General features: G+C 45.5%; 25 protein-coding genes. 23 read left to right on the top strand and 2 right to left on the bottom strand.

The window, feature by feature from the left end; all coding sequences use genetic code 11:
- Window positions 1-25: 25 nt before the first annotated feature.
- The 14 genes from MDMS009_RS11485 (at window position 26) to MDMS009_RS11550 (ending at window position 15,200) form a co-directional block, all read left to right on the top strand.
- Window positions 26-1,129: a PilT/PilU family type 4a pilus ATPase gene (locus tag MDMS009_RS11485; RefSeq protein ID WP_008291632.1), complete on the top strand. Its 1,104-nt coding sequence runs from the start codon at window positions 26-28 to the stop codon at window positions 1,127-1,129.
- 56 nt (window positions 1,130-1,185) lie between these two features.
- Window positions 1,186-2,142 (top strand): acetyl-CoA carboxylase carboxyltransferase subunit alpha, encoded by a 957-nt coding sequence (locus MDMS009_RS11490; protein ID WP_008291216.1) that lies wholly within the window; start codon window positions 1,186-1,188, stop codon window positions 2,140-2,142.
- An 8-nt stretch (window positions 2,143-2,150) separates the two neighbouring features.
- A complete protein-coding gene (gene tilS / locus MDMS009_RS11495; protein WP_008291498.1) occupies window positions 2,151-3,476 on the top strand; it encodes a tRNA lysidine(34) synthetase TilS in 1,326 nt (441 codons plus the stop codon).
- A 100-nt stretch (window positions 3,477-3,576) separates the two neighbouring features.
- Window positions 3,577-5,214: a CTP synthase gene (locus tag MDMS009_RS11500; protein ID WP_008291627.1), complete on the top strand. Its 1,638-nt coding sequence runs from the start codon at window positions 3,577-3,579 to the stop codon at window positions 5,212-5,214.
- Complete coding sequence (kdsA, locus tag MDMS009_RS11505) at window positions 5,214-6,059, top strand: 3-deoxy-8-phosphooctulonate synthase (protein WP_008291413.1); 846 nt, start codon at window positions 5,214-5,216, stop codon at window positions 6,057-6,059. The genes MDMS009_RS11500 and kdsA overlap by 1 nt, the downstream gene beginning before the upstream one ends.
- Window positions 6,060-6,100: 41 nt before the next feature.
- A complete protein-coding gene (gene eno / locus MDMS009_RS11510) occupies window positions 6,101-7,381 on the top strand; it encodes a phosphopyruvate hydratase (RefSeq protein ID WP_008291525.1) in 1,281 nt (426 codons plus the stop codon).
- Window positions 7,382-7,391: 10 nt separating this feature from the next.
- Entirely contained in the window at window positions 7,392-7,682 is a 291-nt protein-coding gene (ftsB, locus tag MDMS009_RS11515) for a cell division protein FtsB (protein WP_202811616.1), read from the top strand.
- A complete protein-coding gene (gene ispD, locus MDMS009_RS11520) occupies window positions 7,669-8,379 on the top strand; it encodes a 2-C-methyl-D-erythritol 4-phosphate cytidylyltransferase (RefSeq protein WP_008291658.1) in 711 nt (236 codons plus the stop codon). Before ftsB ends, ispD begins: the two co-directional genes overlap by 14 nt.
- A complete protein-coding gene (gene ispF, locus MDMS009_RS11525; protein ID WP_043888233.1) occupies window positions 8,379-8,855 on the top strand; it encodes a 2-C-methyl-D-erythritol 2,4-cyclodiphosphate synthase in 477 nt (158 codons plus the stop codon). Before ispD ends, ispF begins: the two co-directional genes overlap by 1 nt.
- Before the next feature lies 1 nt (window position 8,856).
- Window positions 8,857-9,957 carry a tRNA pseudouridine(13) synthase TruD gene (gene truD / locus MDMS009_RS11530; protein ID WP_008291213.1) on the top strand — a complete coding sequence of 367 codons (1,101 nt, stop codon included), beginning with the start codon at window positions 8,857-8,859 and terminating at the stop codon, window positions 9,955-9,957.
- Window positions 9,958-10,737, top strand: a complete 780-nt coding sequence (locus MDMS009_RS11535) for a DUF1223 domain-containing protein (RefSeq protein ID WP_043888234.1) — start codon at window positions 9,958-9,960, stop codon at window positions 10,735-10,737.
- A 6-nt stretch (window positions 10,738-10,743) separates the two neighbouring features.
- The gene (gene cysG / locus MDMS009_RS11540; RefSeq protein WP_008291281.1) at window positions 10,744-12,135 is read left to right on the top strand and encodes a siroheme synthase CysG; all 1,392 of its coding nucleotides are present in this window, start codon (window positions 10,744-10,746) and stop codon (window positions 12,133-12,135) included.
- Between the two features lie 167 nt (window positions 12,136-12,302).
- Window positions 12,303-14,624: a TonB-dependent receptor gene (locus tag MDMS009_RS11545; protein WP_043888236.1), complete on the top strand. Its 2,322-nt coding sequence runs from the start codon at window positions 12,303-12,305 to the stop codon at window positions 14,622-14,624.
- Between the two features lie 72 nt (window positions 14,625-14,696).
- The gene (locus tag MDMS009_RS11550) at window positions 14,697-15,200 is read left to right on the top strand and encodes a PepSY domain-containing protein (RefSeq protein ID WP_008291421.1); all 504 of its coding nucleotides are present in this window, start codon (window positions 14,697-14,699) and stop codon (window positions 15,198-15,200) included.
- A gap of 55 nt (window positions 15,201-15,255) precedes the next feature.
- Here the strand turns inward: MDMS009_RS11550 and nadC are convergent, their stop codons facing one another.
- Window positions 15,256-16,098 carry a carboxylating nicotinate-nucleotide diphosphorylase gene (gene nadC, locus MDMS009_RS11555; RefSeq protein WP_008291284.1) on the bottom strand — a complete coding sequence of 281 codons (843 nt, stop codon included), beginning with the start codon at window positions 16,096-16,098 and terminating at the stop codon, window positions 15,256-15,258.
- A 74-nt stretch (window positions 16,099-16,172) separates the two neighbouring features.
- Here nadC and ampD point away from each other — a divergent pair, with 74 nt between their 5' ends.
- Window positions 16,173-16,730, top strand: coding sequence for a 1,6-anhydro-N-acetylmuramyl-L-alanine amidase AmpD (gene ampD, locus MDMS009_RS11560; protein WP_008291777.1), 558 nt, complete (start codon window positions 16,173-16,175; stop codon window positions 16,728-16,730).
- A gap of 46 nt (window positions 16,731-16,776) precedes the next feature.
- Here the strand turns inward: ampD and MDMS009_RS11565 are convergent, their stop codons facing one another.
- Window positions 16,777-17,406: an FKBP-type peptidyl-prolyl cis-trans isomerase gene (locus MDMS009_RS11565; RefSeq protein WP_036313861.1), complete on the bottom strand. Its 630-nt coding sequence runs from the start codon at window positions 17,404-17,406 to the stop codon at window positions 16,777-16,779.
- Between the two features lie 239 nt (window positions 17,407-17,645).
- On the opposite strand from MDMS009_RS11565, the gene MDMS009_RS11570 reads away from it, so the two are divergent.
- The 8 genes from MDMS009_RS11570 (at window position 17,646) to MDMS009_RS11605 (ending at window position 25,821) form a co-directional block, all read left to right on the top strand.
- Entirely contained in the window at window positions 17,646-18,137 is a 492-nt protein-coding gene (locus MDMS009_RS11570; protein WP_008291514.1) for an SUF system Fe-S cluster assembly regulator, read from the top strand.
- Window positions 18,130-19,578 carry a Fe-S cluster assembly protein SufB gene (gene sufB, locus MDMS009_RS11575; protein WP_008291349.1) on the top strand — a complete coding sequence of 483 codons (1,449 nt, stop codon included), beginning with the start codon at window positions 18,130-18,132 and terminating at the stop codon, window positions 19,576-19,578. Before MDMS009_RS11570 ends, sufB begins: the two co-directional genes overlap by 8 nt.
- A 50-nt stretch (window positions 19,579-19,628) precedes the next feature.
- On the top strand, window positions 19,629-20,390 hold the full coding sequence (gene sufC, locus MDMS009_RS11580; RefSeq protein WP_008291480.1) for a Fe-S cluster assembly ATPase SufC: 762 nt from the start codon (window positions 19,629-19,631) through the stop codon (window positions 20,388-20,390).
- The gene (sufD, locus tag MDMS009_RS11585; protein ID WP_008291736.1) at window positions 20,387-21,688 is read left to right on the top strand and encodes a Fe-S cluster assembly protein SufD; all 1,302 of its coding nucleotides are present in this window, start codon (window positions 20,387-20,389) and stop codon (window positions 21,686-21,688) included. The genes sufC and sufD overlap by 4 nt, the downstream gene beginning before the upstream one ends.
- A 3-nt stretch (window positions 21,689-21,691) precedes the next feature.
- Complete coding sequence (locus MDMS009_RS11590) at window positions 21,692-22,951, top strand: cysteine desulfurase (protein WP_008291528.1); 1,260 nt, start codon at window positions 21,692-21,694, stop codon at window positions 22,949-22,951.
- Entirely contained in the window at window positions 22,951-23,397 is a 447-nt protein-coding gene (gene sufU / locus MDMS009_RS11595; RefSeq protein ID WP_008291229.1) for a Fe-S cluster assembly sulfur transfer protein SufU, read from the top strand. The genes MDMS009_RS11590 and sufU overlap by 1 nt, the downstream gene beginning before the upstream one ends.
- Window positions 23,398-23,412: 15 nt before the next feature.
- On the top strand, window positions 23,413-23,742 hold the full coding sequence (locus MDMS009_RS11600) for an SUF system Fe-S cluster assembly protein (RefSeq protein ID WP_008291320.1): 330 nt from the start codon (window positions 23,413-23,415) through the stop codon (window positions 23,740-23,742).
- Between the two features lie 318 nt (window positions 23,743-24,060).
- Window positions 24,061-25,821, top strand: coding sequence for a PglL family O-oligosaccharyltransferase (locus tag MDMS009_RS11605; protein WP_008291499.1), 1,761 nt, complete (start codon window positions 24,061-24,063; stop codon window positions 25,819-25,821).
- Window positions 25,822-25,920: the final 99 nt, after the last annotated feature.

Here is a 25,920-nt window from a genome sequence, read left to right on the forward strand (position 1 = left end):
AGTACAACATGGAGAGGATCACCACGTGGACATGACACCTTATCTCAGGCTGATGGCTGATAAAGAAGCTTCAGACATGTTCTTTTGTACAGGGACAGAACCTCATATCAAGATTCAAGGGGTGATCCGTCCCGTTGGTAGTCAGAAGTTAGCACCGGGCGATGTCAAAGAAATGGCATATTCGTTGATGAATGACGAACAGATCGCTGAGTTTGAACACACCATGGAGATGAACTTTGCCGTGCCTTTGAAAGGTGTTGGCCGTTTCCGGGTTAATATCTTTCGTCAGCGAGGCGAATGCTCGATTGTCATTCGTTATATCAAAACTGTCATACCGCGCTTTGAAGAAATGAATCTGCCACCTGTCTTAGGTGATGTCATTGAAGAAAAACGTGGATTGATTCTGGTTGTGGGAGCCACAGGTTCTGGTAAATCAACCACATTGGCTTCCATGATAGGCCATCGTAACCGTCACTCCAGTTCACATATTTTGACGATTGAAGACCCATTGGAATTTGTCCATCAACATGAGCGCTCTATTGTTCAGCAGCGTGAGGTTGGCATTGATACGCTCTCATACGAGAATGCGCTCAAAAACGCTTTGCGTGAAGCGCCCGATGTGATTCTTATCGGTGAGGTGCGCGATATGGAAACGATGAAACATGCCATCAATTACGCTGAGACTGGTCACTTGTGTTTGGCCACTTTACACTCCAACAATGCTAACCAAGCTCTAGACCGTATCGTTAACTTTTTCCCTGAAACCTTACACCGCCAATTATTGATGGATTTGTCTCTGAATTTACGAGCCATTGTTTCACAGCGACTGCTCCCTACGGTAGATGGCACTGCTCGAGTCCCGGCGGTGGAGATTATGTTGAATTCACCCTATATCGCAGAACTCATCAACAAAGGTGAAATTGGCGGCATCAAAGATGCCATGAAAGAAACCAATGACCCCGGTACGATTACGTTTGATCAAGCCTTACTGACGCTGTTAAAAGCCGGTAAAATCAGTGAAGAAGAAGCATTACGCAATGCTGATTCACGTAATGATTTGAGTCTCGCTATTCGTCTTGGTGAAGGGGCGATGGACAACGATACTGACGATGAATTAATCCTCAATTGAGTTTTGCCAAGCGGCAACGTGTATAATCCGACAAATTTGAATTTAAGGTAAACCTGATGCAGTTAAATTTCCTTGACTACGAACAGCCTATCGCCGAGCTGGAAGCCAAGATTGATGAGTTGCGTTATATGAGCAACGATAGTGATCTCAACATCACTGAGGAAATTCAAAAGTTAAAGGAAAAAAGCGCCTCGCTGACCAAGTCCATTTTTTCGTCGTTAACACCGTGGCAGGTTACGCAAATGGCTCGTCACCCTCAGCGACCTTATACGCTGGATTACATCAATCTTATTATTACTGACTTTGAAGAGCTGCATGGCGACCGTACTTATGGTGACGATGCCGCTTTGGTAACAGGCTTGGGTCGACTAAATGGACGTCCGGTTGCTGTTATTGGCCATCAGAAAGGACGTGATACTAAAGAAAAAGTAGCACGTAATTTTGGCATGCCGCGCCCGGAAGGCTATCGCAAAGCATTGCGAATTATGAAAATGGCAGAACGATTTGGTTTGCCAGTGATTACCTTTATCGATACACCGGGTGCCTATCCGGGTATTGGTGCTGAAGAGCGTGGTCAGAGTGAAGCGATTGCTCGCAATCTGTTTGAAATGGCACAGCTGAAAACACCAATCATCAGTACCGTTATCGGTGAAGGTGGCTCCGGTGGTGCCTTAGCTGTGGGCGTTGCAGATCATTTAATGATGCTGGAATACAGTATCTACTCTGTGATTTCACCGGAAGGCTGTGCATCTATTTTGTGGAAAAGTGCTGAGAAAGCCTCTGATGCTGCGGCGACCTTAGGGGTCACTTCAGGTCGTTTGAAAGAACTCAAACTTATCGATGAAATTGTGCCGGAACCGCTGGGTGGGGCGCATCGTGATGTTGATGTTATGGCAGAAAATGTCAAAAAAGCGATTGAAGCAAAAATTAAAGAGTTGGAAGCCGTTTCCAGCGATAACCTGATTAAACGCCGTCAGCAACGCCTGCTGAGCTACGGCGAATTTGAGGGATAATCCTGGGGGTGGCTTTTAACCCCCAGCAAATCATTGTCGATCTGATCAAACTGGTCGCGGGCCGCCCTGTTTGCATTGCTTACAGCGGCGGCGTTGATTCACATGTGTTATTGCATCTGTTGGCGAATACACAGCATCCTCAGCTTACATCGATACGCGCTATTTACGTTGATCATGGCTTACACGCAGAATCAGACAAATGGCGTGATCACTGTGCCTCTGTTTCGAAATCCATAGATATCAAATTTGAATCTCTGACAGTCACAGTTGAAAATATCGATAATTTAGGGCTGGAGGCTGCTGCACGGCAGGCACGTTATCAAGCCTTTTCGTCAGCGTTATTCGAAAATGAAGTCTTAGTCACAGCTCAACATCAACAGGATCAGGCTGAAACCCTGATGTTGCAATTGCTCCGCGGTTCTGGCCCCAGTGGTTTGAGTGCTATGGGCCGTGAATCTACGATGAAAGGAATGACGATTCTTCGTCCGCTGTTAGGGCTTAGTAAAGCCGATATTCTAGATTATGCTCAGCTTCACCAGTTGAGCTGGATTGAAGACCCTAGCAATGCAGATTTAACGCTAAATCGCAATTACCTACGCCATCAGGTGTTTCCCAACTTAGAAAGCCGCTGGCCAGCTGTCGCTAAAACAATGAGCCGAACTGCCGATCACTGTCGGGAAGCAACCGTGTTACTGCAAGAACTTGCTCAGTTGGACGCACAACGCGTTTGTATTGAACCGCCTAACATTCTGTCTATATCTGCTTTAACTGGGCTATCTGAGCCCAGACAACGTAATTTACTGCGATTTTCGATTGAGCAATGTGACCTGAACCTACCGTCAACTGTTGTGTTGCAACGTGTCATCGATGAAGTGTGTTCAGCTGCTGAAGATAAGTCACCCCATGTTCACTGGCCTGGCGCTGAAATCAGGCGTTATCGAGATCAACTGATTATTCAAGCTGTGAAAACGACCAACACTGAGTTGACCGAGCAACACATCGAGGGGGCTAGCGAACTTGAGTTGACGGATGGACGTTGGCTGAAATGGCAAGTTGTGTCAGGGCAGGGGTTGAAAAGTCATGTTGCCAAAGGGCCGTTACAGCTTAAATTTCGCCAGGGTGGTGAGAAGATCAGGTTGCAGGGACATTCTCAGCATAAAGCGCTAAAACAACTTTTTCAGGAGTGGGGTGTACCTCCTTGGCAACGACAATTTATCCCGCTACTTTTCGTGGAGCAGGAGTTGGTTGCTGTGGTGGGCTATGGCTATGCTGAGCACTACGCCGCTGATATAGGTGAGAAAGGCTGGTTACCGTATCTCGAACCGGTCGAATAAACCATATTTTCATTGAGCGAAAAGGTCAATTCTGATAATTTATACCGTATTTTGAGCGCAGCTATTCTGGCCGCGTCGTTTTTAATGATTTCTCCATAATATGACTAAATTTATTTTTGTCACTGGTGGTGTTGTTTCGTCTCTTGGTAAGGGAATCGCAGCGGCATCACTGGCTGCTATTCTTGAAGCTCGAGGCCTGAAAGTCACACTGGTCAAGCTAGATCCATACATCAATGTTGATCCGGGCACCATGAGCCCACTTCAGCATGGTGAGGTATTTGTGACTGAAGACGGTGCTGAAACCGATCTCGACTTGGGTCACTACGAGCGTTTTATTGATGCGGATATGACGAGCCGCAACAATCACACTACCGGCCAGATTTACGAGAATGTCATTCGCAAAGAGCGTCGCGGTGAATATTTGGGTAATACGGTTCAGGTAATTCCGCATATCACCGATGAAATTAAACGCTGTATTTTTGAAGGTGCGGATGACGCCGATGTCGCATTGATCGAAATCGGTGGCACCGTAGGTGATATCGAGTCATTGCCGTTTCTGGAGACCATTCGTCAAATGGCAACAGAACTGGGGCGTGAACGTGCTTTATTCCTCCATCTGACGCTGGTTCCTTATATCGCTTCAGCGGGGGAAATCAAAACCAAACCGACGCAGCACTCAGTGAAAGAGCTACGGACGATTGGTATTCAACCTGATGTGTTGGTCTGTCGTATGGATAGACCTTTACCTGAGTCTGAGCGTCGCAAGATCGCCTTGTTTACCAATGTGCCTGAAAAATCTGTCGTCTCTTGTGTTGATGTCGATAGTATCTACAAAATTCCGATGGAATTGCATCGCCAAGGTCTGGACGACATCGTTGTTAAACAACTGGGACTTGATGCTAAACCAGCGGATCTGAGTCAATGGCAGCAGGTATATGAAAATCTGAGTAATCCACTGGGCGAAGTAAATATTGCTATGGTGGGTAAGTATATGGATCTGACAGAAGCCTATAAGTCGCTTTCTGAGTCGTTGATCCATGCCGGTATTCACACTCGTACCAAAGTGAATGTGCACTATGTCGATTCTGAGCAGGTAGAACAGCAGGGCACTGACTGCATAAATAATATGGATGCGATTCTGGTGCCGGGTGGTTTTGGTGAGCGAGGTGTTGAAGGCATGATTGCCACTGCCCGCTTTGCCCGCGAAAACAATATTCCTTACCTGGGTATCTGTTTGGGTATGCAGGTCGCTGTAATCGAGTACGCTCGCCACAAAGCGAACATGCCTGAGGCATACAGCACCGAGTTTGATCTTAATACACCAGATCCGGTGATTGGCTTGATTACCGAGTGGCAAAAAGAAGATGGCAGCGTCGAACAGCGTGACCATGACTCTGACTTAGGTGGAACGATGCGTTTGGGCGGTTACCCTTGCCAATTAAAACCGGGCAGCCTGGCGCAAAAAATCTATGGCGCGGATGAAATTATTGAGCGTCATCGTCACCGCTATGAATTCAATAATAACTACATGGAAAAACTGGAACAGGCCGGGCTGGTTTTTTCAGGTATGTCACAAGATCAGAGCTTGGCAGAGATGATCGAAATTCCAGAACACCAGTGGTTTGTTGCATGTCAGTTCCATCCTGAATTTACTTCAACGCCACGCCATGGTCATCCCTTGTTTGAAGGCTTTATTACTGCAGCCAAAAACAATCGTGATCAAGGAGGCAAAGCCTAATGAACCTTTGTGGACATGAAGTGGGCGGCAAGCAACCACTGTTTCTGATTGCCGGTACCTGTGTGATCGAAAGCGAACAGATGACGATGGATGTGGCTGGTCAGTTAAAAGAAATTACCGATAAGCTCGGTATTTCTCTGATCTATAAATCATCTTTTGACAAGGCAAACCGGACGTCAACTAAAAGTTATCGTGGCCCTGGCGTTGAAGCCGGTTTAGCGATTCTTGAAAAAGTGAAAAAAGAGTTCAACTTGCCTGTGCTTACTGACGTACACGAAGATACGCCTTTAGCAGAAGTAGCCAGCGTGGTCGATGTTTTGCAAACCCCGGCTTTTTTGTGTCGTCAAACAAATTTCATCGTCAATGTGGCAAGCCAGGGCTTACCGGTCAACATCAAAAAGGGTCAGTTTTTGGCACCTTGGGACATGCAGCACGTCGCGGATAAAGCGAAATCAACGGGTAATCAACAAATTATGTTGTGTGAACGCGGCACGTCATTTGGTTACAACACATTGATTTCAGATATGCGTGGCCTGCCACAGATGCGGCACATGGATTGCCCGGTGGTATTTGATGCAACGCACTCAGTCCAACAACCCGGTGGTCAGGGCGGTGCATCAGGCGGTCAACGTGAGTTTGTACCGGTACTTGCTCGTGCAGCGGTAGCAACAGGCGTTGCAGGTGTGTTTATGGAAACCCACCCTGAGCCAGAAAAAGCATTAAGTGATGGCCCAAATTCCTGGCCATTACACAAAATGTCAGCCTTGCTTGAAACCTTGCAGGCAATCGACACAACAGTAAAACAACAAGACTTTATCGAAGACGAGCTGTTAGCCGGTCGTTGAGTCTGTAGTAACAGTTTAGATATTTATACGGGAGCAGAGCATTGAGCAAAATCATTGATGTAAGAGCACGAGAAATTTTGGATTCACGCGGTAATCCTACTGTTGAAGCAGATGTGGTGCTTGAAAGTGGTGCAATTGGCCGTGCAGCCGTACCATCAGGTGCGTCAACTGGCGAGCGTGAAGCCGTTGAATTGCGTGATGGTGATAAACAGCGTTATTTAGGTAAAGGCGTATTGAATGCTGTCGCGGCAGTAAATGGCGAATTGCGTGAAGCAGTATTAGGGATGGAAGCAACTGACCAACGCGCTCTCGACAATAAATTAATTGCAACAGACGGCACAGAGAACAAAAGTCGCCTTGGAGCCAATGCTTTACTGGCTATTTCTATGGCAACGGCACGTGCGGCCGCCGCCGATGCTAAAAAACCACTATACAAATTTTTAGCAACAGATGGCGATACAGTCATGCCTGTGCCAATGATGAACATCATTAATGGTGGTTCACACGCCGATAACAGTGTCGACTTGCAAGAATTCATGATTATGCCCGTAGGTGCAGCAAATATTAGTGAAGCCGTTCGTTATGGTGCTGAAGTCTTTCATGAACTGAAAAAAGTATTAAACAGTCGTGGTTTGAATACCGCTGTCGGTGATGAAGGTGGCTTTGCACCAGATTTACCCTCTAATGAAGCGGCGATTGACGTCATTCTTGAAGCGATTAAAAATGCCGGCTATGAGCCTGGTAAAGATATTATGCTGGCTTTAGATGCGGCAAGTTCTGAATTCTACAAAGATGGTCAGTACGTTTTGGCTTCAGAAAACCGTTCTTTAAGTTCGGCAGAATTTGCTGATTTATTGGCAGATTGGGTTGAACGTTTCCCCATTATCAGTATTGAAGACGGTATGGACGAAAACGATTGGGATGGCTGGAAATTGTTGACCGATAAGATCGGTGACAAAGTACAGCTGGTCGGTGATGACTTGTTTGTCACCAACCCGAAAATCTTACAACAAGGTATTGATAAGGGTGTCGGTAATTCTATCCTGATCAAAGTCAACCAAATTGGAACGCTGTCTGAAACCTTGGATGCAATCAACCTTGCTAAAGCAAACGGCTACACAGCTGTTGTGTCTCACCGTAGTGGTGAAACCGAAGACACTACAATTGCTGATTTGGCGGTTGCGACTAACGCAGGGCAGATTAAAACCGGTTCATTATCTCGTTCTGACCGTGTTGCAAAATATAACCAGTTGCTGCGTATTGAAGCTGAGCTGGGCAATGCGGCTAGCTATCCGGGTATGAAGGCATTCAATCTGAAGTAATTACTGCTTTATGATTAAACCCGTCATGATTGTGTTAACCGTGTTGCTGATATTGTTGCAATACCGACTATGGTTGAGTCATGACGGGCTACCTTCTTTGCTTCGTTTACATCATCAAGTAGAGAAGCAAAAAATCGATAATGAAAAACTCATTGAACGCAATCAGGTTTTAGCCGCAGAAGTGCAAGATCTGAAAAGCGGTTTAGATGCCCTAGAAGAACGCGCCCGAAGTGAACTGGGTATGGTTAAACCCGGTGAAACCTTTTTCCACGTCATTGAAGAGACTGATGAGCAAGACTGAAAAAGTCTGGGCTGTGGTGCCAGCGGCTGGCATCGGCAGTCGTATGCAGGCTGATATTCCAAAGCAGTACCTTCCCTTAGCTAACAAACCAGTACTTCAACACACCTTAGAACGTCTAGCCTATCATCCTGATATTGAAGGAATCGTTGTGGCGTTGGCGAAAGATGATCCTTGGTGGACAACACTAAACATCGACTTACCTTGCCAATTGCTCATTGCAGAGGGCGGCAAAGCGCGTTCGGATTCCGTTTTAAATGCGCTGACCTTATTGGCCGAGCAGCATGATAGTGATCCATGGGTATTAGTCCATGATGCGGCGAGGCCTTGTCTTCGTCATGAAGATATTGATCGTATGTTGCAGAGCTTGTTGACGCATCATGTCGGCGGTATTTTAGGTATACCTGTCACCGATACAGTGAAACGCGTTGACGCCAATCACCTTATTCAAGAAACCGTCTGCAGAAAGGGTTTGTGGCGCGCGGTGACACCGCAGATGTTCAGGTTGAATAAACTCAAAACAGCATTATTCACGGCAGCTAAAGACGGTTTGACGGTGACGGATGAGGCCAGTGCTATGGAGCAGGCAGGATGGGAACCGATGATAGTTGAAGGTCATAGCGATAATATTAAAATTACGATGCCACAAGATTTAGCGTTGGCTCAATTATATTTGCAACAGCAGGCTGGAGATAAATGATGCGTATTGGACATGGCTATGATGTGCATCGCTTTATTGAAAATCGCCCATTAATTATTGGTGGCATGACGATACCGCATAGTCATGGTCTTGAGGCACACTCTGACGGTGATGTGCTGATTCATGCGGTCTGTGATGCTTTATTGGGTGCGGCTGGCTTATGGGATATTGGCCATCACTTTCCTGACACAGATGCAGCCTTCAAAAATATCGATAGTCGAGTGTTATTAAGACGCGTCATATCCGATCTCACTGATCTTGGTTGGAAAGTCGGCAATATAGATGCCACTGTGATTGCTCAGGCTCCAAAACTTGCGCCTTACATTCCAGCAATGCGAAGTGTACTTGCTGAAGACCTCGCTATCGCTGACACGGCTATCAATATCAAGGCAACCACAACCGAAAAGTTAGGGTTTGCAGGACGAAAAGAAGGTATTGCTGCGCATGCTGTCACCTTAATTTTTCAGGCTGATTAATATGCGTCAGTTTGATTTTTCAATACTGGCACATGCTAACCCTGATGCGCTGCTATGTCGTGCAAAAATACGTCAGCAAGCCGCTGATTTTCAAGTAGATGAGTGTATCCCGTTCGAGCCGCAAGGTCAGGGCGGACACGTAATGTTGCTGATAGAAAAAGTGGGTAGTAATTCTGATTGGTTAGCAAAACAACTCGCGCGATTTGCAGGTGTAGCAGATGTTGCAATTGGTTATGCTGGTATGAAAGATCGGCATGCTGTCACAACGCAATGGTTCAGTATTAACCTTGAAGGCTATGACGAACCTGACTGGACTTTGTTTGATGCTGATAACTGCCGTATCAAACGTGTGACACGCCATAATAAAAAGCTTAAACGCGGTGTATTAACGGGTAATTATTTTCACCTGACACTTCGTGATATTGAGGGCGATAGAGCAATTTGGGAACAAAGCCTCGATACAGTCAAACGTGCCGGTGTGCCTAACTATTTTGCTGAACAACGTTTTGGTCATCATTACGGTAATTTAGACAAAGCTCAGCGCTGGATGGTTGAAGGTAAAAAACCGAAGCAGCGTCAGCAGCGAAGTATTGTGTTGTCCGCAGCACGTTCCTGGTTATTCAATTTAGTGCTTTCCGAGAGGATTATGCAAAATAACTGGACAAAGCAACTTTCGGGCGATGTGATGCAACTGGCTGGTACCCGTGCTAGCTATTTTGAGGCGGATGATAATGATGACTCAATTCAATCACGTTTAGAACAATTTGATATTCATCCAACCGGACCTTTGTGGGGCAGGGGACAAGCTTTGACGCATTCAGCAAGCCTAGATCTGGAAACGGCTGTGCTTAATGACTGGACAGATTGGCAGCAGGGGTTGGAGCGGGTAGGGTTGAAACAAGAACGTCGCGCCCTGCGCCTTCATCCTGAACAGCTTGAGTGGGCGTTTGAAGACACTAATCTCCACCTTTCATTTTTCCTGCCTGCAGGTTCCTATGCCACCGCAGTACTGCGTGAGTTAGCCATTATCACTGATGCAAGTGAGCGGAACTCTGGATCAATGTCAGCTCTCTCAATAGAGAAAGCTGAAAAAGAGAGCTGAATGATGTTGAAAAAAAGTCTAGCGTTCATGTGCCTGTTGATAATGCTGCCAATCACGGCATATGCACAACAGTGGCAGGCGGAAAGTGGTGAAAAACAAAAAGCGGTTATTGAATTATTCACCGCAGAAGGCTGTGGTTTATGTCCTGCAGCAGAGCGTTGGCTACATCAATTACCCGAGCAAGACATAACTGATGAACACATGATTGTGTTGGGGTTTCATGTTGATTATCTGGATGATAAAAAAAACTGGGTGGACAAATTTGCCAAACCTGTATTTTCAGAACGGCAAAAACAGTTGGCACGACTCAATTTATACCAGACAGTGTTTACGCCTGAATTTTTTATCAGTGGTGAAGTCGTTTATAACTGGCGTGATCATGGTATTGAGGCCATCGAGTTTATTAACGACTTCGATGCAGAGGCAGAGATAAAACTACACGCTGAGAAAAAACACGAACAACTCAGAATTACTGCGAATGTTGATGTAACGGGTGATGATAATCGCCAATATGCCAAATTCTATCTTGCTCTGACAGAAAACAATATCATCAGCGAAATTAAGGGCGGTGATAATATAGGCGCTACGTTTAACCACCAAAATCTGGTGCGACGCTGGTTAGGGCCGTTTGATCTTGATGCCAATGGACGTACACACATTGAGACAGATATTGCGTTGGCAGAAGACTGGAAGCAGCAAGATCTCACTGTTGTTGCGTTTGTTCAAAATCTCAATGACGGCTATACCCTACAAGGCTTGGCATTGCCACTAACAAAATAAGAAAGCATGGAATACCTACCGATATTTATAGATTTAAAGCAGCAAGACTGTCTTGTTGTTGGCGGCGGCGATATTGCGGCCCGTAAAGCAGGTTTATTACTTAAAGCTCAGGCAAAGGTGACTGTTGTTGCCCCAGCACTCTCTGCAACAACCCGGAAGCTAGTTGATAATGGCGATTTGACGTGGGTCGAAGCACGCTTTGACAAGTCACAGGTGACTCAGCAGCGTTTAATTCTAGCGGCAACAGATGATGAAGCTGTCAACGCTGAAGTTCATTTGGCTGCACAAGCCAAAAATATTCTGGTGAATGTCGCAGATAATCCAGATACATGTGATTTTATTCTTGCTTCAATTCTTGATCGTTCACCCATTATTGTCGCGGTATCAAGTGGTGGTGATTCACCCATTCTGGCAAGAAACCTCAGAGCCAGACTTGAAACATTGATTCCTCCCAGTTATAGCCATTTAGGGCAACTGGTAGGACGCTACCGTGATGCGGTCAAGCAAAAATTCAGCAAGTTGAGTCAGCGTCGCCGCTTTTGGGAATCTGTTTTGGAAGGCCCTGTAGCTGATCACATGTTGGCTGGGCGTGATGAACTTGCCGAGAAAACCTTATTAAACAAGCTTGCCGATCCCAGTAATGAGTCTTTAGAGCGCGGGGAAGTCTACCTAGTCGGCGCCGGCCCGGGCGATCCTGAATTATTAACGTTTAAAGCCCTGCGTTTAATGCAGCAGGCAGATGTGGTGTTTTACGACCGATTGGTAAGCAAAGAAATCTTGTCTTTGGTTCGTAAAGAAGCTGAATTGATCTATGTGGGTAAGCAACGTGCATGGCATGCGGTCCGGCAGGAAGAAATCAACCAACTGCTGTTAGAGCATGCGCAACAGGGCAAGCGTGTTTTGCGGCTCAAAGGTGGCGATCCCTTTATCTTCGGTCGCGGTGGTGAAGAAATTGATACCTTGGCCGATGAAAAAATTCCGTTTCAAGTTGTGCCGGGTATAACTGCTGCATCAGGTTGTGCAAGCTATGCAGGTATACCGTTAACACATCGAGATTATGCTCAAAGCTGTGTTTTCGTGACGGGTCAACTGAAAGAAGGTGAGTTGGAGTTAAACTGGGCAAGTCTTGTTCAGCCCAGACAAACCGTGGTTGTCTATATGGGTCTTGCAGGTTTACCGCAACTGAGTAAACAATTATTGGCTCATGGGATGTCGGCCGATATGCCAGCAGCGCTAGTACAGCAAGGCACTACAGAAAATCAAAAAGTCTGGGTTAGCACTATTTCAGCGTTACCGGCTTTAGCTGAGAAAGAACAACCGGCAGCACCAACCTTAGTGATTATTGGTGAAGTGACGAAGCTACATAACAACCTTGCGTGGTTTAAGCCTGGTTTATAACAGCCAGTCATGATGGTTGATATTAACCATCCTGTAGCAGTGTTTGGTTTGATATTCTTATAGTTGATTGTATTTAAATAAAATCCTTCATTGGCACTCTCTGTGCATAGTATTTTAATGGTTTTCAACCATAATTATAAAAAGTACTTTCGGGAGAGTAATAAGTAATGCAAGTACCTCACAAAAAAAGGGCGCTGAGCCTGATGCTAGCTTCGGCGTTGCTGTCTGGCACAGCTTTCGCTGCTGACGATTTAGAGCTAGATAATATTGAAGTTATCGGCACCACACCCATACATGGTGTTGGTCTGCCGGAAGACGAAATTCCGGCTAACGTTCAGTCAGCAAATGATGAAGATATCGAACGTGTTCAAGGTTTGGATATCTCAGACTTCATGAATAAAACGCTTGGTAGCGTGAGTTTGAACCAGGCGCAAAACAACCCATTCCAGCCGGATTTGAAATTCCGCGGCTTTACTGCTTCACCTTTAGTGGGTAACTCACAAGGTTTATCAGTTTATATGGATGGAATCCGCATCAATGAACCGTTTGGTGATGCGATTAACTTCGAATTAATTCCTGAATCAGCCATTGCCGGCATGAACCTGATTCCCGGCTCAAACCCGATGTTTGGTCTTAATACCTTGGGTGGCGCGCTATCGATTCAAACCAAAAATGGTTTCACGCATGCAGGCCACAGTCTGGAAGCGTATACGGGATCGTTTGGGCGTGATTCCGGCACCATCGAAAGTGGTGGTAGCGATGGTAATCTTGCTTATTATGTAACAGGTTCGATCACTAAAGAAGATGGCTGGCGCGACTTTTCACCCTCGCGTGTTGAGCAGTTCTTCTCTAAATTGAGCTATGCCAACGAAGACTCTACGCTTGATTTCGGTATCACTGCAGTTGATAGTGATCTGAATGGTAATGGTGCATCGCCAGTTGAACTCGTCGCAATGGATCGTGAAGCTGTATTCACGCACCCGGATAACACGCAAAACGAATTGCGTATGTTCACGCTGAATGGCTCGCATTGGTTGGATGACACTACCATGTTGTCAGCCAACACCTATTATCGACGCAGTGACCGTACTACCTTTAATGGCGATGGTTCTGAGTTATCAGTGATTGGTAATGACCTCGGTGAAGACGAAGATGGTGTTGATGGTGTCTTTGATGGTGATGATGAAATTATTACTAACGATGCTGCAGCATTAGGTTTTTCTGATGGAGATGATGTCGCTTTAAATAACACCAGTGAGACAGAACAAGATAGTTTTGGTTTTGGTTTGCAGACCACTTTCCTTGATGATCTGTTTGGCCGCCAGAATCAATTGATTGTTGGGGCGAGTTATGACAAATCAAAAGTCGACTATAGCTCTCAATCAGAAATTGCACGTTTCACTTCTTCACGCGGAACGGATGGAACTGGTTTTATTATTGATGAAACGGTTGTAGATGGTGATATTGATACTGAAACCTTTAGTCTGTTCTTCAGTAATACGCACTCATTAACAGACCGCCTTGCTGTAACGCTTGCAGGGCGATACAACCGAATCGATATTGATATTTCAGGTACTAGTGAAGGTGGTGAGACTGATTTAGCAGAAGGTGGTGGCGATAATGTCTTTAGTCGCTTTAACCCATCTGTTGGTGCTACCTATGCCTTTAGAGATAATTTGACTGGGTATGCGAACTACAGTGAATCTAATCGTGCGCCGACGCCTTCTGAGTTAACTTGTGCCGATCCAGATAACCCTTGTGCATTACCAAATTCATTCTTAGCCGATCCGCCTTTAGATGACATTGTTGCTAGAACGATTGAAGCTGGTTTCCGTGGACAGAGTGGGAATGTGAATTGGAATGCTGGCGTTTTCTACACTGAGTTGGAAGATGACTTATTTTTCTTTCCAGCAACAGAAGAAGATCCGTCTGATCCACGTTTGAATGTGGGTATTTTCGATAACATCGATAAAACGTCACGTGCGGGTATTGAATTAGGCGCTGATGGTAAAGTGGATAAACTCAACTGGTTTGCAAACTACTCCTACGTGCGTGCCGCGTTTGAAGATGAGTTCAGCTATGCACGTGAAGTTGATGATGAAGTTGTCACTTTCAATGTTGATAAAGGCGATCGCCTACCGGGTATACCGGCACATAATATCAAGATAGGTGCAGACTATGCGTTCACGCAGAAACTGGCGCTGGGTTTCACAGCTTCGTATCACTCTAGTCAATACTTCCGCGGCGATGAAGCAAATGTTGATAAGAAAATTAGTCACTACAAAGTGGTTAACTTACATGGTCGTTACAAAGTCACTGACAATTTCCAGTTTTTTGCTAAGGTCGATAACTTGTTCGACAGTGAGTATGAAACGTTTGGACTTTATGGTGAACCAGATGAAGCGCCTGGGTTTGATTTTGAAGATCCTCGCTTTGTCGGTGCAGGCGCACCACGTGCAGGGTGGGTTGGTTTCAAACTGACCTTGTAATTTGTGTTGAACGATTAAAAACCATAATGGGCTGCATCACTTGATGTGGCCCATTTTGTTTTAGGAATATGAATGAGAAGCCTATTTTTATTCGCGACTTTGCTGGCAGCTTCTGGCACTGTTTTAGCAGAAACAACAATACAAGATTTTGATCGCTGTCTCACCGCAGCCTTGGATAAACGACCTGGTCAGATCGTAAAAGTCGAATATAAGATTGAAGATAAACGCCATGTTTATGAGTTTGATATTCGCGGTCGAGATGGTTTTAACTGGGATGTTGAATGCCTGAAAAATACCGGCGATATTGTTGAAATTGAAAGGGAAGTCGCCTATGCAAACGATCCTGAGTTTAAAGCAAAAGTTAAATTGAGCGAAAATGAAGCGCGCGAGATTGCCTTAGCTAAATTTCCTGGTGAAATCGTAGAGGTCGAATACGAACTGGAGTCTGATGGACGCGTATCATACGAGTTCGATATTGATACGAACAATGATGGCGAAATTAAGATTGAAATCGATGCCACGACGGGTGAGGTAGTGGAGATCAATAGCGAGATCTGGCAAATCGGTCTCGAGTAACGTTTTACTCTCAGACACGGTGGTTGTCAGGATGACTGACCCCCGTGTCTTTTTTTTATTTAAAGCGAAGAGATAAATCGATAGCGTTAATGTCTTTTGTTAATGCACCCACAGAGATACGATCTACACCTGTCTCGGCGATGTCTCGAATCGTCTTCAGATTGACGTTACCCGACGCTTCCAAAAGGGCTTGACCGTTATTGATGCTTACCGCTTGGTGGAGTTGTTCGATATCAAAATTATCTAATAAGATGATGTCTGCTTTGGCAGATAGCGCCTGTTCTAATTCCTTGTTATTTTCAACTTCTACTTCAACGCTGATGTTCGGATGCAATGCTTTTGCCTGACTAACGGCAGCAGCAATTGAGCCGGCAGCATTGATATGATTTTCTTTTATAAGAACACCGTCGTATAAGCCAAAGCGATGATTAAAGCAGCCCCCACAACGCACGGCATATTTTTGTGCTATGCGCCAACCGGGTAGGGTTTTGCGTGTATCGAGTACTCTCACGGGCAAGCCTGAGACAGCACTGGCGTATTGGCTGGCACGAGTCGCGGTAGCTGATAGGGTCTGTAGAAAGTTCATTGCAGTACGCTCACCAGTCAATATAGCCCGCGCTGGACCTTTTAACGTACAGATGGTGCTGTTGGCAGCGAGTTTGTCACCGTCTTCAGCATGCCATTCAATGACAATATTTTTATCAAGCTGTGCAAAGACTGAGGCAAACCAATTTTTACCACAAAGCGTGGCATTCTCCCGTGTTATTAACGTAGCCGTTACCATCGCATCAACGGGGATCAAATCAGCGGTCAGGTCTTGTTGACCAATATCTTCAAGCAAGGCAAGCTTGACTTGAGACTCGATAAAGGCAGTGGGTATGGGATTTTCGATGGCCATCGGCTTAAACTTATTGCTAAAACGCTATAGGGTAACGTGTGTTTTCATTTAATGCTATTTGAATGGGCTAAACAGTGAATATAAACAAAGATACAGGCTTGATTGACGCTGCCGAGATCAAGATATCGCCAAATCATGATGAACGACCTGATGCTGAGGATATCAGTGGTATTGTTGTTCACAATATCAGCTTGCCGCCTAGTGAGTTCGGGGCAACGTTCATTGATGATTTATTTCTAAACCAATTGAATTGTGGTTTACACCCCTATTTTGAACAGCTCAGTGGACTCAAGGTGTCTTCTCACTTGTTGATTCGACGTAACGGCGAGTTAGTTCAGTTTGTGCCTTTCCATCGGCGTGCCTGGCATGCTGGTGAGTCACAGTGGCAGGGACGAGAACGCTGTAATGATTTTACCGTTGGCATTGAGCTTGAAGGCTGTGACGATAAGCCATTTGAAGATGTGCAATATCAAACATTAGCGACAGTCATTGAAAGCTTATGTAAAACTTATCCTGAATTAAACTTTCAACGCATTGCAGGTCATGAACATATTGCACCTGGTAGGAAAACGGATCCCGGCCCCTTCTTTGAATGGGACTATCTCAAGCAATTATTAGATAATCGTGCATAAAAAAAGCCGCCCTTAGGCGGCTTTTTTGTTATTGCGTACTCAGCAATTACTGCGTGATTGCAATCAATTCGATATCGAAAATCAATGTTTCATTTGGACCGATAAGCTGACCAGCACCACGTGGGCCATAAGCTAAGTTAGCTGGAACCACAATGCGCCATTTGCCGCCTTCTTTCATCATTTGCAAGGTTTCCTGCCAGCCTTGGATAACACCGTTGACAGGGAATGTTGCTGGTTCACCACGGTCGTATGAGCTATCAAAAACAGTACCGTCAAGCAGTGTACCTTTGTAGTGGGCGATAACTTTGTCACTTTCAGTTGGCGTTGCGCCATCACCAGCTTCAATGATTTCGTACTGCAGACCGCTATCTGTGGTTACGACACCGTCTTTTTCCGCGTTAGCTGTCATGAATGCTTTGGCTTCTGTTTGCTTTTCATTCATGTCTTTAGCCATTTCTTGTGCTTTTTTGGCTTGGAATTCTTGAATCACTTTTTCAGCTGATGCTTGATCTAACTGTGGCTGTTTACCCGCCATCATATCTGCCACGCCGGCTTTGAATGCATCAAGGTCAAGTTCAACACCTTCTTGCATCATGTTTTGTCCGACTTGAATGCCAAAGATGTAACTTAGTTTTTGTTTTTCTGTGTCTAAAGTGGCGGCGTGATCATCAGCCATTACGTTTGCTCCAAATAAAAAGGGTAAAAAAATAAGTGTCTTTAAATTCATTAATAGGCTCTCAAAGTTTGATTAATATTCAAGTTGTTTCGCTGAATTTAGTACAATAGATAGGGTTTAAAGTTCATCACCATACCCGAATTCACAGGATTTTTCACGGAGCCCTTCACAATAACTGAGCGAATCACTTGGTTATTCGTTTAATTGATACTATAATAGTACCAATTAGGAGGGCAGATATGCTGCGCATGGGAAAATTAACTGACTATGGGATTGTGCTGATGAGTTATCTCGCAGCCAATCGTGATGTACAGCACAGCGCACATACCATTGCTGAGGCAGTCAAAGTGCCATTACCGACGGTAAGAAAGGTACTCAAATCGCTTTCGCATGGTGGTTTGCTGAAATCTGAACGTGGTGTGATGGGCGGTTACAGCCTCAACAATTCGCCAGACAAGATATCAGTCGCTGAGATAATTACTGCGATTGAAGGCCCAATTGCCTTAACCGAGTGTGTAAGTGACGAAAGTCACTGTGAACAAGAAACGCACTGCGCAGTCCAAACTAACTGGACACGAATCAACAATGCGGTTTTCCATGCGCTGGATGAAGTCAAGCTGGCAGATATGCTGGCACCGCAAAATGAAGCGGGCACTAGCCCGATAAAATTTTATTCATCGGTTACTAAGATGAGTACAGCAACAATACAGGATGGTGAGTTCCATGACTGATCAAAGTCAACAACTTGAGTCGATTACACAAAAAGAATACAAGGCCGGATTTGTCACTGATATTGAGGTAGACAGCTTACCGCCTGGTTTGAGTGAAGATGTAGTCAGACAAATCTCAATGATCAAAAATGAACCTGAGTGGATGCTGGAATGGCGTCTCAAAGCGTATCGTCACTGGTTAACGATGGATACGCCTGAATGGGCCCATGTTCACTATCCAGAAATTGATTATCAAGAAGTGAGTTACTACTCAGCGCCAAAGAAAAAAACAGATGGCCCGAAAAGTCTTGATGAGGTCGACCCTGAACTACTGAAGACGTATGAAAAACTCGGCGTACCGCTCGATGAAAGAGCTCGCTTAGCCGGGGTTGCGGTCGATGCGGTCTTCGATAGTGTTTCAGTATCAAACACCTTCAAGGACAAGTTGGCTGAAGAAGGCATTTTATTTATGCCGATTTCTGAAGCCATCCAAGAGCATCCTGAGTTGGTCAAAAAATACATCGGCAGTGTGGTGCCACACAAAGACAACTTTTATGCGGCACTAAACTCTGCTGTGTTTACTGACGGTTCATTTGTCTACATTCCTAAAGGCGTACGTTGCCCAATGGAATTGTCGACTTATTTCCGTATCAACGCGGCCAATACGGGACAGTTCGAACGGACATTGATCATCGCTGATGATGATGCTTATGTCAGCTACCTGGAAGGCTGTACAGCCCCTATGCGTGATGAAAACCAATTGCATGCGGCGGTAGTCGAGTTGGTTGCTATGGATCGCGCTGAGATTAAATATTCAACGGTTCAGAACTGGTACCCCGGTGACGAAAACGGTAAAGGCGGTATTTATAACTTCGTGACCAAACGTGCGGCATGCCGAGGTGAGTCTTCTAAAGTGTCATGGACACAAGTTGAAACGGGTTCTGCCATTACATGGAAATACCCAAGTGTAGTATTGCAGGGTGATAACTCAATCGGCGAGTTCTACTCAGTGGCTGTTACTAATAATATGCAGCAGGCTGATACCGGTACCAAGATGATTCATCTGGGTAAAAACACCAGCTCGACCATTATTTCTAAAGGTATCTCTGCTGGTCGTTCACAAAATGCCTACCGTGGTTTGGTACGTGTTGGACCTAATGCGGACAATGCACGTAACTACACAGAATGTGATTCGTTGTTGATGGGCGATACTTGCGGTGCACATACCTTCCCGTACATCGAAGTAAAAAATCCGACAGCCAAAGTCGAGCATGAGGCATCCACATCGAAAATCAGTGAAGACCAATTGTTCTACTGCAAACAGCGCGGTCTGGATACGGAAGATGCGGTATCAATGATTGTAAACGGCTTCTGTAAACAGGTTATTCGTGAGCTACCGATGGAATTCGCGGTTGAAGCACAAAACCTGCTTGGTTTGTCATTAGAAGGTTCTGTGGGTTAAGCCCATTTGATAAGAACCCCAAAGATTATTCAGAAATTTAGAGAGTGAAGATGTTAGAAATTAAAAACCTCCATGCCAGCGTAGATGGCAAAGAAATTCTTCGCGGCATCAATATGACAGTTAATCCTGGTGAAGTGCATGCCATCATGGGACCTAACGGTGCAGGCAAAAGTACTTTATCAAATGTGTTGGCCGGCCGTGATGGCTATGAAGTGACACAAGGCGAAGTCATCTATAAAGGTCAAAACCTGTTAGAACTTGAGCCAGAAGAACGTGCTCAGCGCGGTGTTTTCCTTGCGTTCCAATATCCTGTCGAGATTCCGGGTGTGAGCAACATTTATCTGCTCAAAGCCGCCTTGAACGCAGTGCGTAAATACCAAGGCCTAGAAGAAGTGGATGCTATCGACTTTCTGACCTTGGTACGTGACCGCATGAAACTGGTCAAAATGGATGAGCAGTTCTTACACCGTAATGTGAATGAAGGCTTTTCTGGCGGTGAAAAGAAACGTAATGAAATCCTGCAAATGGCGGTATTAGAGCCGGCATTGGCGATTTTAGATGAAACTGACTCCGGTCTAGATATCGATGCTTTGAAAACAGTCGCGGAAGGCGTTAACGCACTGCGTGCTGAAGATCGCTCAATCGTAATGATTACCCACTATCAGCGTTTGCTGGATCATATCGTGCCAGATTTTGTACACGTTCTGTCAGAAGGCAAAATTGTTAAGTCTGGTGATAAAGAACTGGCGAAAGAACTGGAAAAATCAGGTTATAGCTGGATCCACGATGCACCGGAAGGTCAAACAGCATGAAACAATTAACTGAAATCACAACGCCATTCAGCGAGGTCGCTGCCAACAGCACTTTGCCCGGCGCACAGCTCGACTGGTTGCAATCTTTGCGACAGCAAGCACGTGGTCAGTTTGAACGTCAGGGTCTGCCAGCAAAAAAAGTTGAAGACTGGAAGTACACATCGCTGTGGCAATTAAGTCAGGAAAGCTTTACCCATGATGCGAAGCCCAGTTCGGTAACTAAAGCACAATCTGCAAATGTTGCGCTTATCGAGCAGGCACATCGCTTAGTCATCGTAGATGGTCAATTCAGTGCAGAGCTGTCTCAGTTAGATAATCTAGAAACAGGTTTGACGCTGTCACCACTGTCAACGTCTCTGGATAAAGCTGAAAACCTGCTGAATGCACATATTGATGTAGAAAAACCTGGCTTGAATGCGCTCAATACTTTCTTGATGCAAGAAGGTGCGTATCTGCATGTCGCTGCCGATAGCAAAATTGAAAAACCAGTAGAAATATTGGTTATTAATAGCGGTGAAACGGACAACTTAGCGACGCATTTACGTCACCTTGTACAGCTTGAAAAAAATAGTGAAATCACGCTGATCGAGCACTACGTGAGTCTGCAAGACAATGTCGGTTTCACGAATGTTGTCACTGAGGTGGCTTTGGCTGATAAAGCTAAACTGCATCACTTTAAGCTTCAACACGAGTCGCTCAAGCATTATCACATCGCGACGTTGGCATCGAAGCAAGCGGCAAACAGTGAGTGGAATACCAACAATATTTCACTTGGCGGCAAGCTGGCTCGTAATGATATTCATAGCCAATTGTTGGGTGAAGAGTCTCACGTCACATTGGATGGTTTATACCTGCTGGATGGTGATCAGCATGTGGATAATCACACTCGGATCGATCACGCTGTCCCTCATACAACCAGTGAAGAAGTCTATAAAGGTGTGATGGATGGCGAAAGCCACGCTGTCTTTAACGGCAAAGTGATTGTGCACAAAGATGCACAAAAAACGGATGCCAACCAAAGCAACCGTAATTTGCTGTTATCTCGCACCTGTGAAATTGATACCAAACCAGAAATGGAAATCTATGCTGATGACGTGAAATGCGGTCATGGCAGCACAGTTGGTCAGCTTGATGAAACGCAATTGTTTTTCCTGCGTGCGCGTGGTCTTGATGAAGTCAGCGCTCGTAGCTTATTGACCTATGCCTTTGCGGTGGAAGTATTACAACGCATTAAAGCTGAACCTGTTCGTCAAGCGCTGTCTAACGTTATAGAACATCGATTACCAAGAGGTGCGTAATCTATGAGCCAAACAGAACTAAAAGTGGCAACAGATAGCTTATCTGCATTAGATATTGCAGCGGTTAGACGTGACTTTCCGATCTTGGATCAGAAAGTGAACGGCCATACCTTAGCGTATTTAGATAATGCCGCCAGTAGTCAGAAACCCGTTCAGGTGATTGAAGCAGTTAACCAATTTTATCGCCATGATAATGCCAATGTTCACCGTGGTGTGCATCAATTAAGTCAACGTGCAACAGATGCCTATGAAGGTGCACGTAACAAAGTGCGTGGTTTTTTGAATGCACAATCGGATAAAGAAATTATCTTTGTACGTGGCGCAACAGAAGCCATTAATTTGGTCGCACAGAGCTTTGTTCGCCCTAACATCGAAGCCGGTGATGAAATTCTGATCAGTCATATTGAACATCACGCCAATATCGTTCCTTGGCAGATGTTGTGTGAGCAAACGGGTGCCAAACTGAAAGTCATTCCGATGACGGTCACAGGTGAGTTGGACTTGAGTGGTTTAGACGACTTGCTTAATTCACGCACTAAAATTTTGGCGATCGGTCAGGTTTCAAACGCTCTGGGCACCATTAACCCATTAAAAGAGATGATTGCCAAAGCGAGGGCAAAATCGATTCCGGTTTTGGTGGATGGCGCACAAGCCGTGCCGCATATGAAAGTGGATGTACAAGAACTCGACTGTGACTTTTATGTGTTCTCCGGGCACAAAATGTTTGCTCCCACCGGCATTGGTGCTCTTTATGGCAAACAAGCGTTGTTAGAAGCGATGCCACCATGGCAGGGCGGTGGCGATATGATTTTGTCAGTCAGCTTTGACCACACCGAATATAACGCCTTGCCGTACAAATTCGAGGCAGGCACACCTCATATTGCTGGTGCTGTTGGTTTAGGTGCAGCAATTGATTATATGCAGGATCTCGGCATCGATAATATTGCTGCCCATGAGCATGCCTTATTAGACATCGCAACGCAGCGTCTGCAACAAATAAAGGGTGTACGCATTATCGGTACGGCAAAACAAAAAGCCAGTGTGTTGTCATTTATGATTGAAGATGTGCACCCGCATGATGTCGGTACTATTTTTGATCAGCAAGGTGTAGCGATTCGCGCCGGACACCACTGTGCGCAACCTGTGATGCAATTCTTTGGTATTGCAGCAACGGCACGCGCTTCGTTTGCTTTCTATAACACCGAAGCTGAAATTGATGCCTTAGTGAATGCCATCAAAACAACCCAGGAGCTGTTTGCCTGATGAGTGATTTGAGAGATCTCTATCAACAAGTGATCATGGATCACAAAAAGAACCCGCGTAACTTTAGAGAAATTACTGATGCTAACCATATGGCTCATGGGAATAACCCATTGTGTGGTGATGCGTTGGTGGTTTACGTCAAGTTAAACGGTGAAATTATTGAAGACGTCAGCTTTCAGGGTAGTGGCTGCGCCATCTCTGTTGCCTCAGCTTCATTGATGACTGAAACCCTGAAAGGGAAAACATTAGAAGAAGCACAAACGCTTTATGACAATGTGCATCGGGCTTTGACAGGCGAAGAAGAGGGCGGCGAATTAGCAGGTAAACTGGAAGTATTAGGTGGCGTTAAAGAGTTTCCAGCTCGGGTAAAATGCGCCACCTTGTCATGGCACACAGTGCATGCCGCAGTCGATAATGATCATGATATTTCAATTACAACAGAGTAAGCAGGGCAAGACTATATGAATGACCAATACACAATCAGCCCAGAGCAGCTCAAAGAAGAGGTCATCGAGGTATTAAAAACCATCTATGACCCTGAGATTCCGATCAACATTTACGAACTTGGGCTTATCTATAAAGTGGATGTCAGCAACTCAGGTAATGTCAGTATCGATATGACATTAACAGCACCTGGTTGTCCGGTAGCCCAATCATTCCCCGGTGATGTGGAATCACGGGTGATGTCTGTTGAAGGCGTTAAAAAAGCCCATGTAGAGCTAGTCTGGGATCCGCAGTGGACCAAAGACATGATGTCTGAAGCGGCGCAGTTACAGCTCGGGATGTTCTAAAAAAATAACTGTGGGTGAATACCACCCACAGTGAGAGTCCAGAATTCGACCTCTAAGGGGCTGTCGCAATGACAGTCGAGTAATAACGAGATTTAAAAAATCTCAATGCTATTATTTGGTTATAAAATCCTAAGCGCTATAGGAATAATTCCTTAAGTTTTGTTCTGGAAGATTACCTCGCTTTGTAAACCATCGTTCATTACCTAAATAAGCTATATGTCAGTAGGTAATGACAGAATAGGATTTTTTCCTAGTGTCAGTTTGTTGCTGTCTCACTAATATTGACTGATTTTCAAACTACCCAGCGGGAATCAGTCCATGACGGCAGCAGAATCCAATACCGGTAAACCTCGTTCAGTTCTTGCCAGTTTTAGCATCTTTATGCTGACGTTGATGTGTGTTCTCCCGTTTTTGTCCCCTTATCACATGCCACCGATAGCCAGTTTCTACAACGAGTGGCTTGCTGCATTACTGGCCGTGTTTGCCAGCCTGTTTTTAATTGGTTACAGACAAGAAAAGCTTCAAATACCCTTAGTGACATTTGTACCACTGGCCTTAATTGTAGTTCTGGGTTTACAAGTTACGCTGGGGGGGCCGGACTACTGGCAGAATCAATTTGTCGCCATGCTTTATCTCGGGCTTGCAGCATTACTGATAGTTCTTGCCGCCAACCTGAAGCATTCTCTGTCACTTGAAAGCATCGTACCGGCCATTGCCTGGGCATTTGTGATTGGTGCAACGACCATCATGATCCTGCTGCCGATCGGCAAAATCCTGCCGGAAGAAAGTGTTTTTGCCAAATGGATACTGGCCGGAAAATCCGGCAATATCGGACAGGTTAATCATTTTTCCAACTACCTCGCTCTGGGTCTGGCTTCACTGCTTTACCTTAGGCTTACCGGCCGAATCAACACCGTGATGACTCTCCTGATCAGCGCCTTAATTCTGATAGGCTTTGCCCAGGGTGGGCAGCGGATGGCTATCCTTTATGTCGTATTACTCTCTATAGGCGGTTGGTTACTGGCCAGAACTTTTTCACAAAACCAGACTACAGCGATAAAACCGATCATGCTGCTCTGGTTGATTCCGGCTTTTATCGCAGCTCAGTTCATCGTTCCGCTGCTCGGCTTTCTGGAACCAGCAAAAATGCCGGCAGAACGGTTGGTGCAGACCATGGGCACCGAGTCGAGCCGTTTAATCCTAGTTGAACAAGCCTGGCTTTTATTCAAACAACACCCGTGGCTCGGCGCCGGCTGGGCAGAGTTCTCCTGGTATAACTTTTCCATTACCGAATCGTATCCTTCCTTGAAAGGACTCTGGCACCATGCCCATAATCTGATTCTACAACTGCTGGCAGAAACCGGGATTGTAGGCGCATTGATTCTCACTGCCGGTATTCTCTACTGGTTCAGAGAGCAGTTTCTGAGCCAAATGAATGCCGAACGCTGGTGGCTACTGGCGCTGCTGTCGGTAATCGGTATTCATAGCATGCTGGAGTACCCGTTGTGGTACATGACCTTTCTGGCGATAACCAGTCTGCTGTTGGGTCTCGGTTCCGAGCGACCGCTTCAGGTCAGGTTTAACTTGGCACCAGCTTTCTTTCTGGTGATCTTTATCTTTGCGGCCTGGTCGTTGGGGAGCTTGCAGACCAGCTACCATCAGTTGGAAACAACGCTCACCTCATTACGTGAGCAAGGTTTGCCGCAGTCGGAAATTGATAAAAACCTTGAAAAGCTCTATCAGCTCAGGGAAACCTCAGTATTTACTCCGATCGCGGACAATTTTCTGGTCCGGGTCCTGCCAAATCAACCTGGCTTAATTAAAGATAAGCTCACCATCAGTCAGCAAGTGATTGAGAACTGGCCGGGTCAAGTGGAGACCTACACACATGCTTATCTGTTAGCAATGAATAATAAACCTGTGGAAGCGCAGCAGATGATCCGCATGGCGATCAAGCAGTTCCCTGAGTACCGGGAGACTTATCATCGTTATGTTTTGGCTCAGGTCGTAAAAAAGCAGCAGAACGCGCTCTTGCCGATACTGATTATTCTTCAGGATCCCCACAAGCCAGCTAAGTAGATACAAATGCAACGTTTAACTCGGTATCACTGTAACTGGAGAGTAGGGATATCACCCTATGTTAATTGGGAATTAGCTCTATATGCTGCCGGAAAAGTG

It is taken from the genome of Methylophaga thiooxydans DMS010, assembly GCF_000156355.1.
Taxonomy (GTDB): domain Bacteria; phylum Pseudomonadota; class Gammaproteobacteria; order Nitrosococcales; family Methylophagaceae; genus Methylophaga; species Methylophaga thiooxydans.

Excerpts from the sequence above, each read along its gene's own strand:
- MDMS009_RS11570 (WP_008291514.1), top strand. The coding sequence starts at position 17,646 with ATGCTGCGCATGGGAAAATTAACTGACTATGGGATTGTGCTGATGAGT.
- MDMS009_RS11590 (WP_008291528.1), top strand. The coding sequence starts at position 21,692 with ATGAGCCAAACAGAACTAAAAGTGGCAACAGATAGCTTATCTGCATTA.
- MDMS009_RS11605 (WP_008291499.1), top strand. The coding sequence starts at position 24,061 with ATGACGGCAGCAGAATCCAATACCGGTAAACCTCGTTCAGTTCTTGCC.
- sufB (WP_008291349.1), top strand. The coding sequence starts at position 18,130 with ATGACTGATCAAAGTCAACAACTTGAGTCGATTACACAAAAAGAATAC.
- sufD (WP_008291736.1), top strand. The coding sequence starts at position 20,387 with ATGAAACAATTAACTGAAATCACAACGCCATTCAGCGAGGTCGCTGCC.
- MDMS009_RS11550 (WP_008291421.1), top strand. The coding sequence starts at position 14,697 with ATGAGAAGCCTATTTTTATTCGCGACTTTGCTGGCAGCTTCTGGCACT.
- ftsB (WP_202811616.1), top strand. The coding sequence starts at position 7,392 with ATGATTAAACCCGTCATGATTGTGTTAACCGTGTTGCTGATATTGTTG.
- ispD (WP_008291658.1), top strand. The coding sequence starts at position 7,669 with ATGAGCAAGACTGAAAAAGTCTGGGCTGTGGTGCCAGCGGCTGGCATC.
- nadC (WP_008291284.1), bottom strand. The coding sequence starts at position 16,098 with ATGGCCATCGAAAATCCCATACCCACTGCCTTTATCGAGTCTCAAGTC.
- sufU (WP_008291229.1), top strand. The coding sequence starts at position 22,951 with ATGAGTGATTTGAGAGATCTCTATCAACAAGTGATCATGGATCACAAA.
- MDMS009_RS11535 (WP_043888234.1), top strand. The coding sequence starts at position 9,958 with ATGATGTTGAAAAAAAGTCTAGCGTTCATGTGCCTGTTGATAATGCTG.
- MDMS009_RS11500 (WP_008291627.1), top strand. The coding sequence starts at position 3,577 with ATGACTAAATTTATTTTTGTCACTGGTGGTGTTGTTTCGTCTCTTGGT.
- MDMS009_RS11600 (WP_008291320.1), top strand. The coding sequence starts at position 23,413 with ATGAATGACCAATACACAATCAGCCCAGAGCAGCTCAAAGAAGAGGTC.
- MDMS009_RS11565 (WP_036313861.1), bottom strand. The coding sequence starts at position 17,406 with ATGGCTGATGATCACGCCGCCACTTTAGACACAGAAAAACAAAAACTA.
- cysG (WP_008291281.1), top strand. The coding sequence starts at position 10,744 with ATGGAATACCTACCGATATTTATAGATTTAAAGCAGCAAGACTGTCTT.
- MDMS009_RS11490 (WP_008291216.1), top strand. The coding sequence starts at position 1,186 with ATGCAGTTAAATTTCCTTGACTACGAACAGCCTATCGCCGAGCTGGAA.
- ispF (WP_043888233.1), top strand. The coding sequence starts at position 8,379 with ATGCGTATTGGACATGGCTATGATGTGCATCGCTTTATTGAAAATCGC.
- sufC (WP_008291480.1), top strand. The coding sequence starts at position 19,629 with ATGTTAGAAATTAAAAACCTCCATGCCAGCGTAGATGGCAAAGAAATT.
- MDMS009_RS11545 (WP_043888236.1), top strand. The coding sequence starts at position 12,303 with ATGCAAGTACCTCACAAAAAAAGGGCGCTGAGCCTGATGCTAGCTTCG.
- truD (WP_008291213.1), top strand. The coding sequence starts at position 8,857 with ATGCGTCAGTTTGATTTTTCAATACTGGCACATGCTAACCCTGATGCG.
- kdsA (WP_008291413.1), top strand. The coding sequence starts at position 5,214 with ATGAACCTTTGTGGACATGAAGTGGGCGGCAAGCAACCACTGTTTCTG.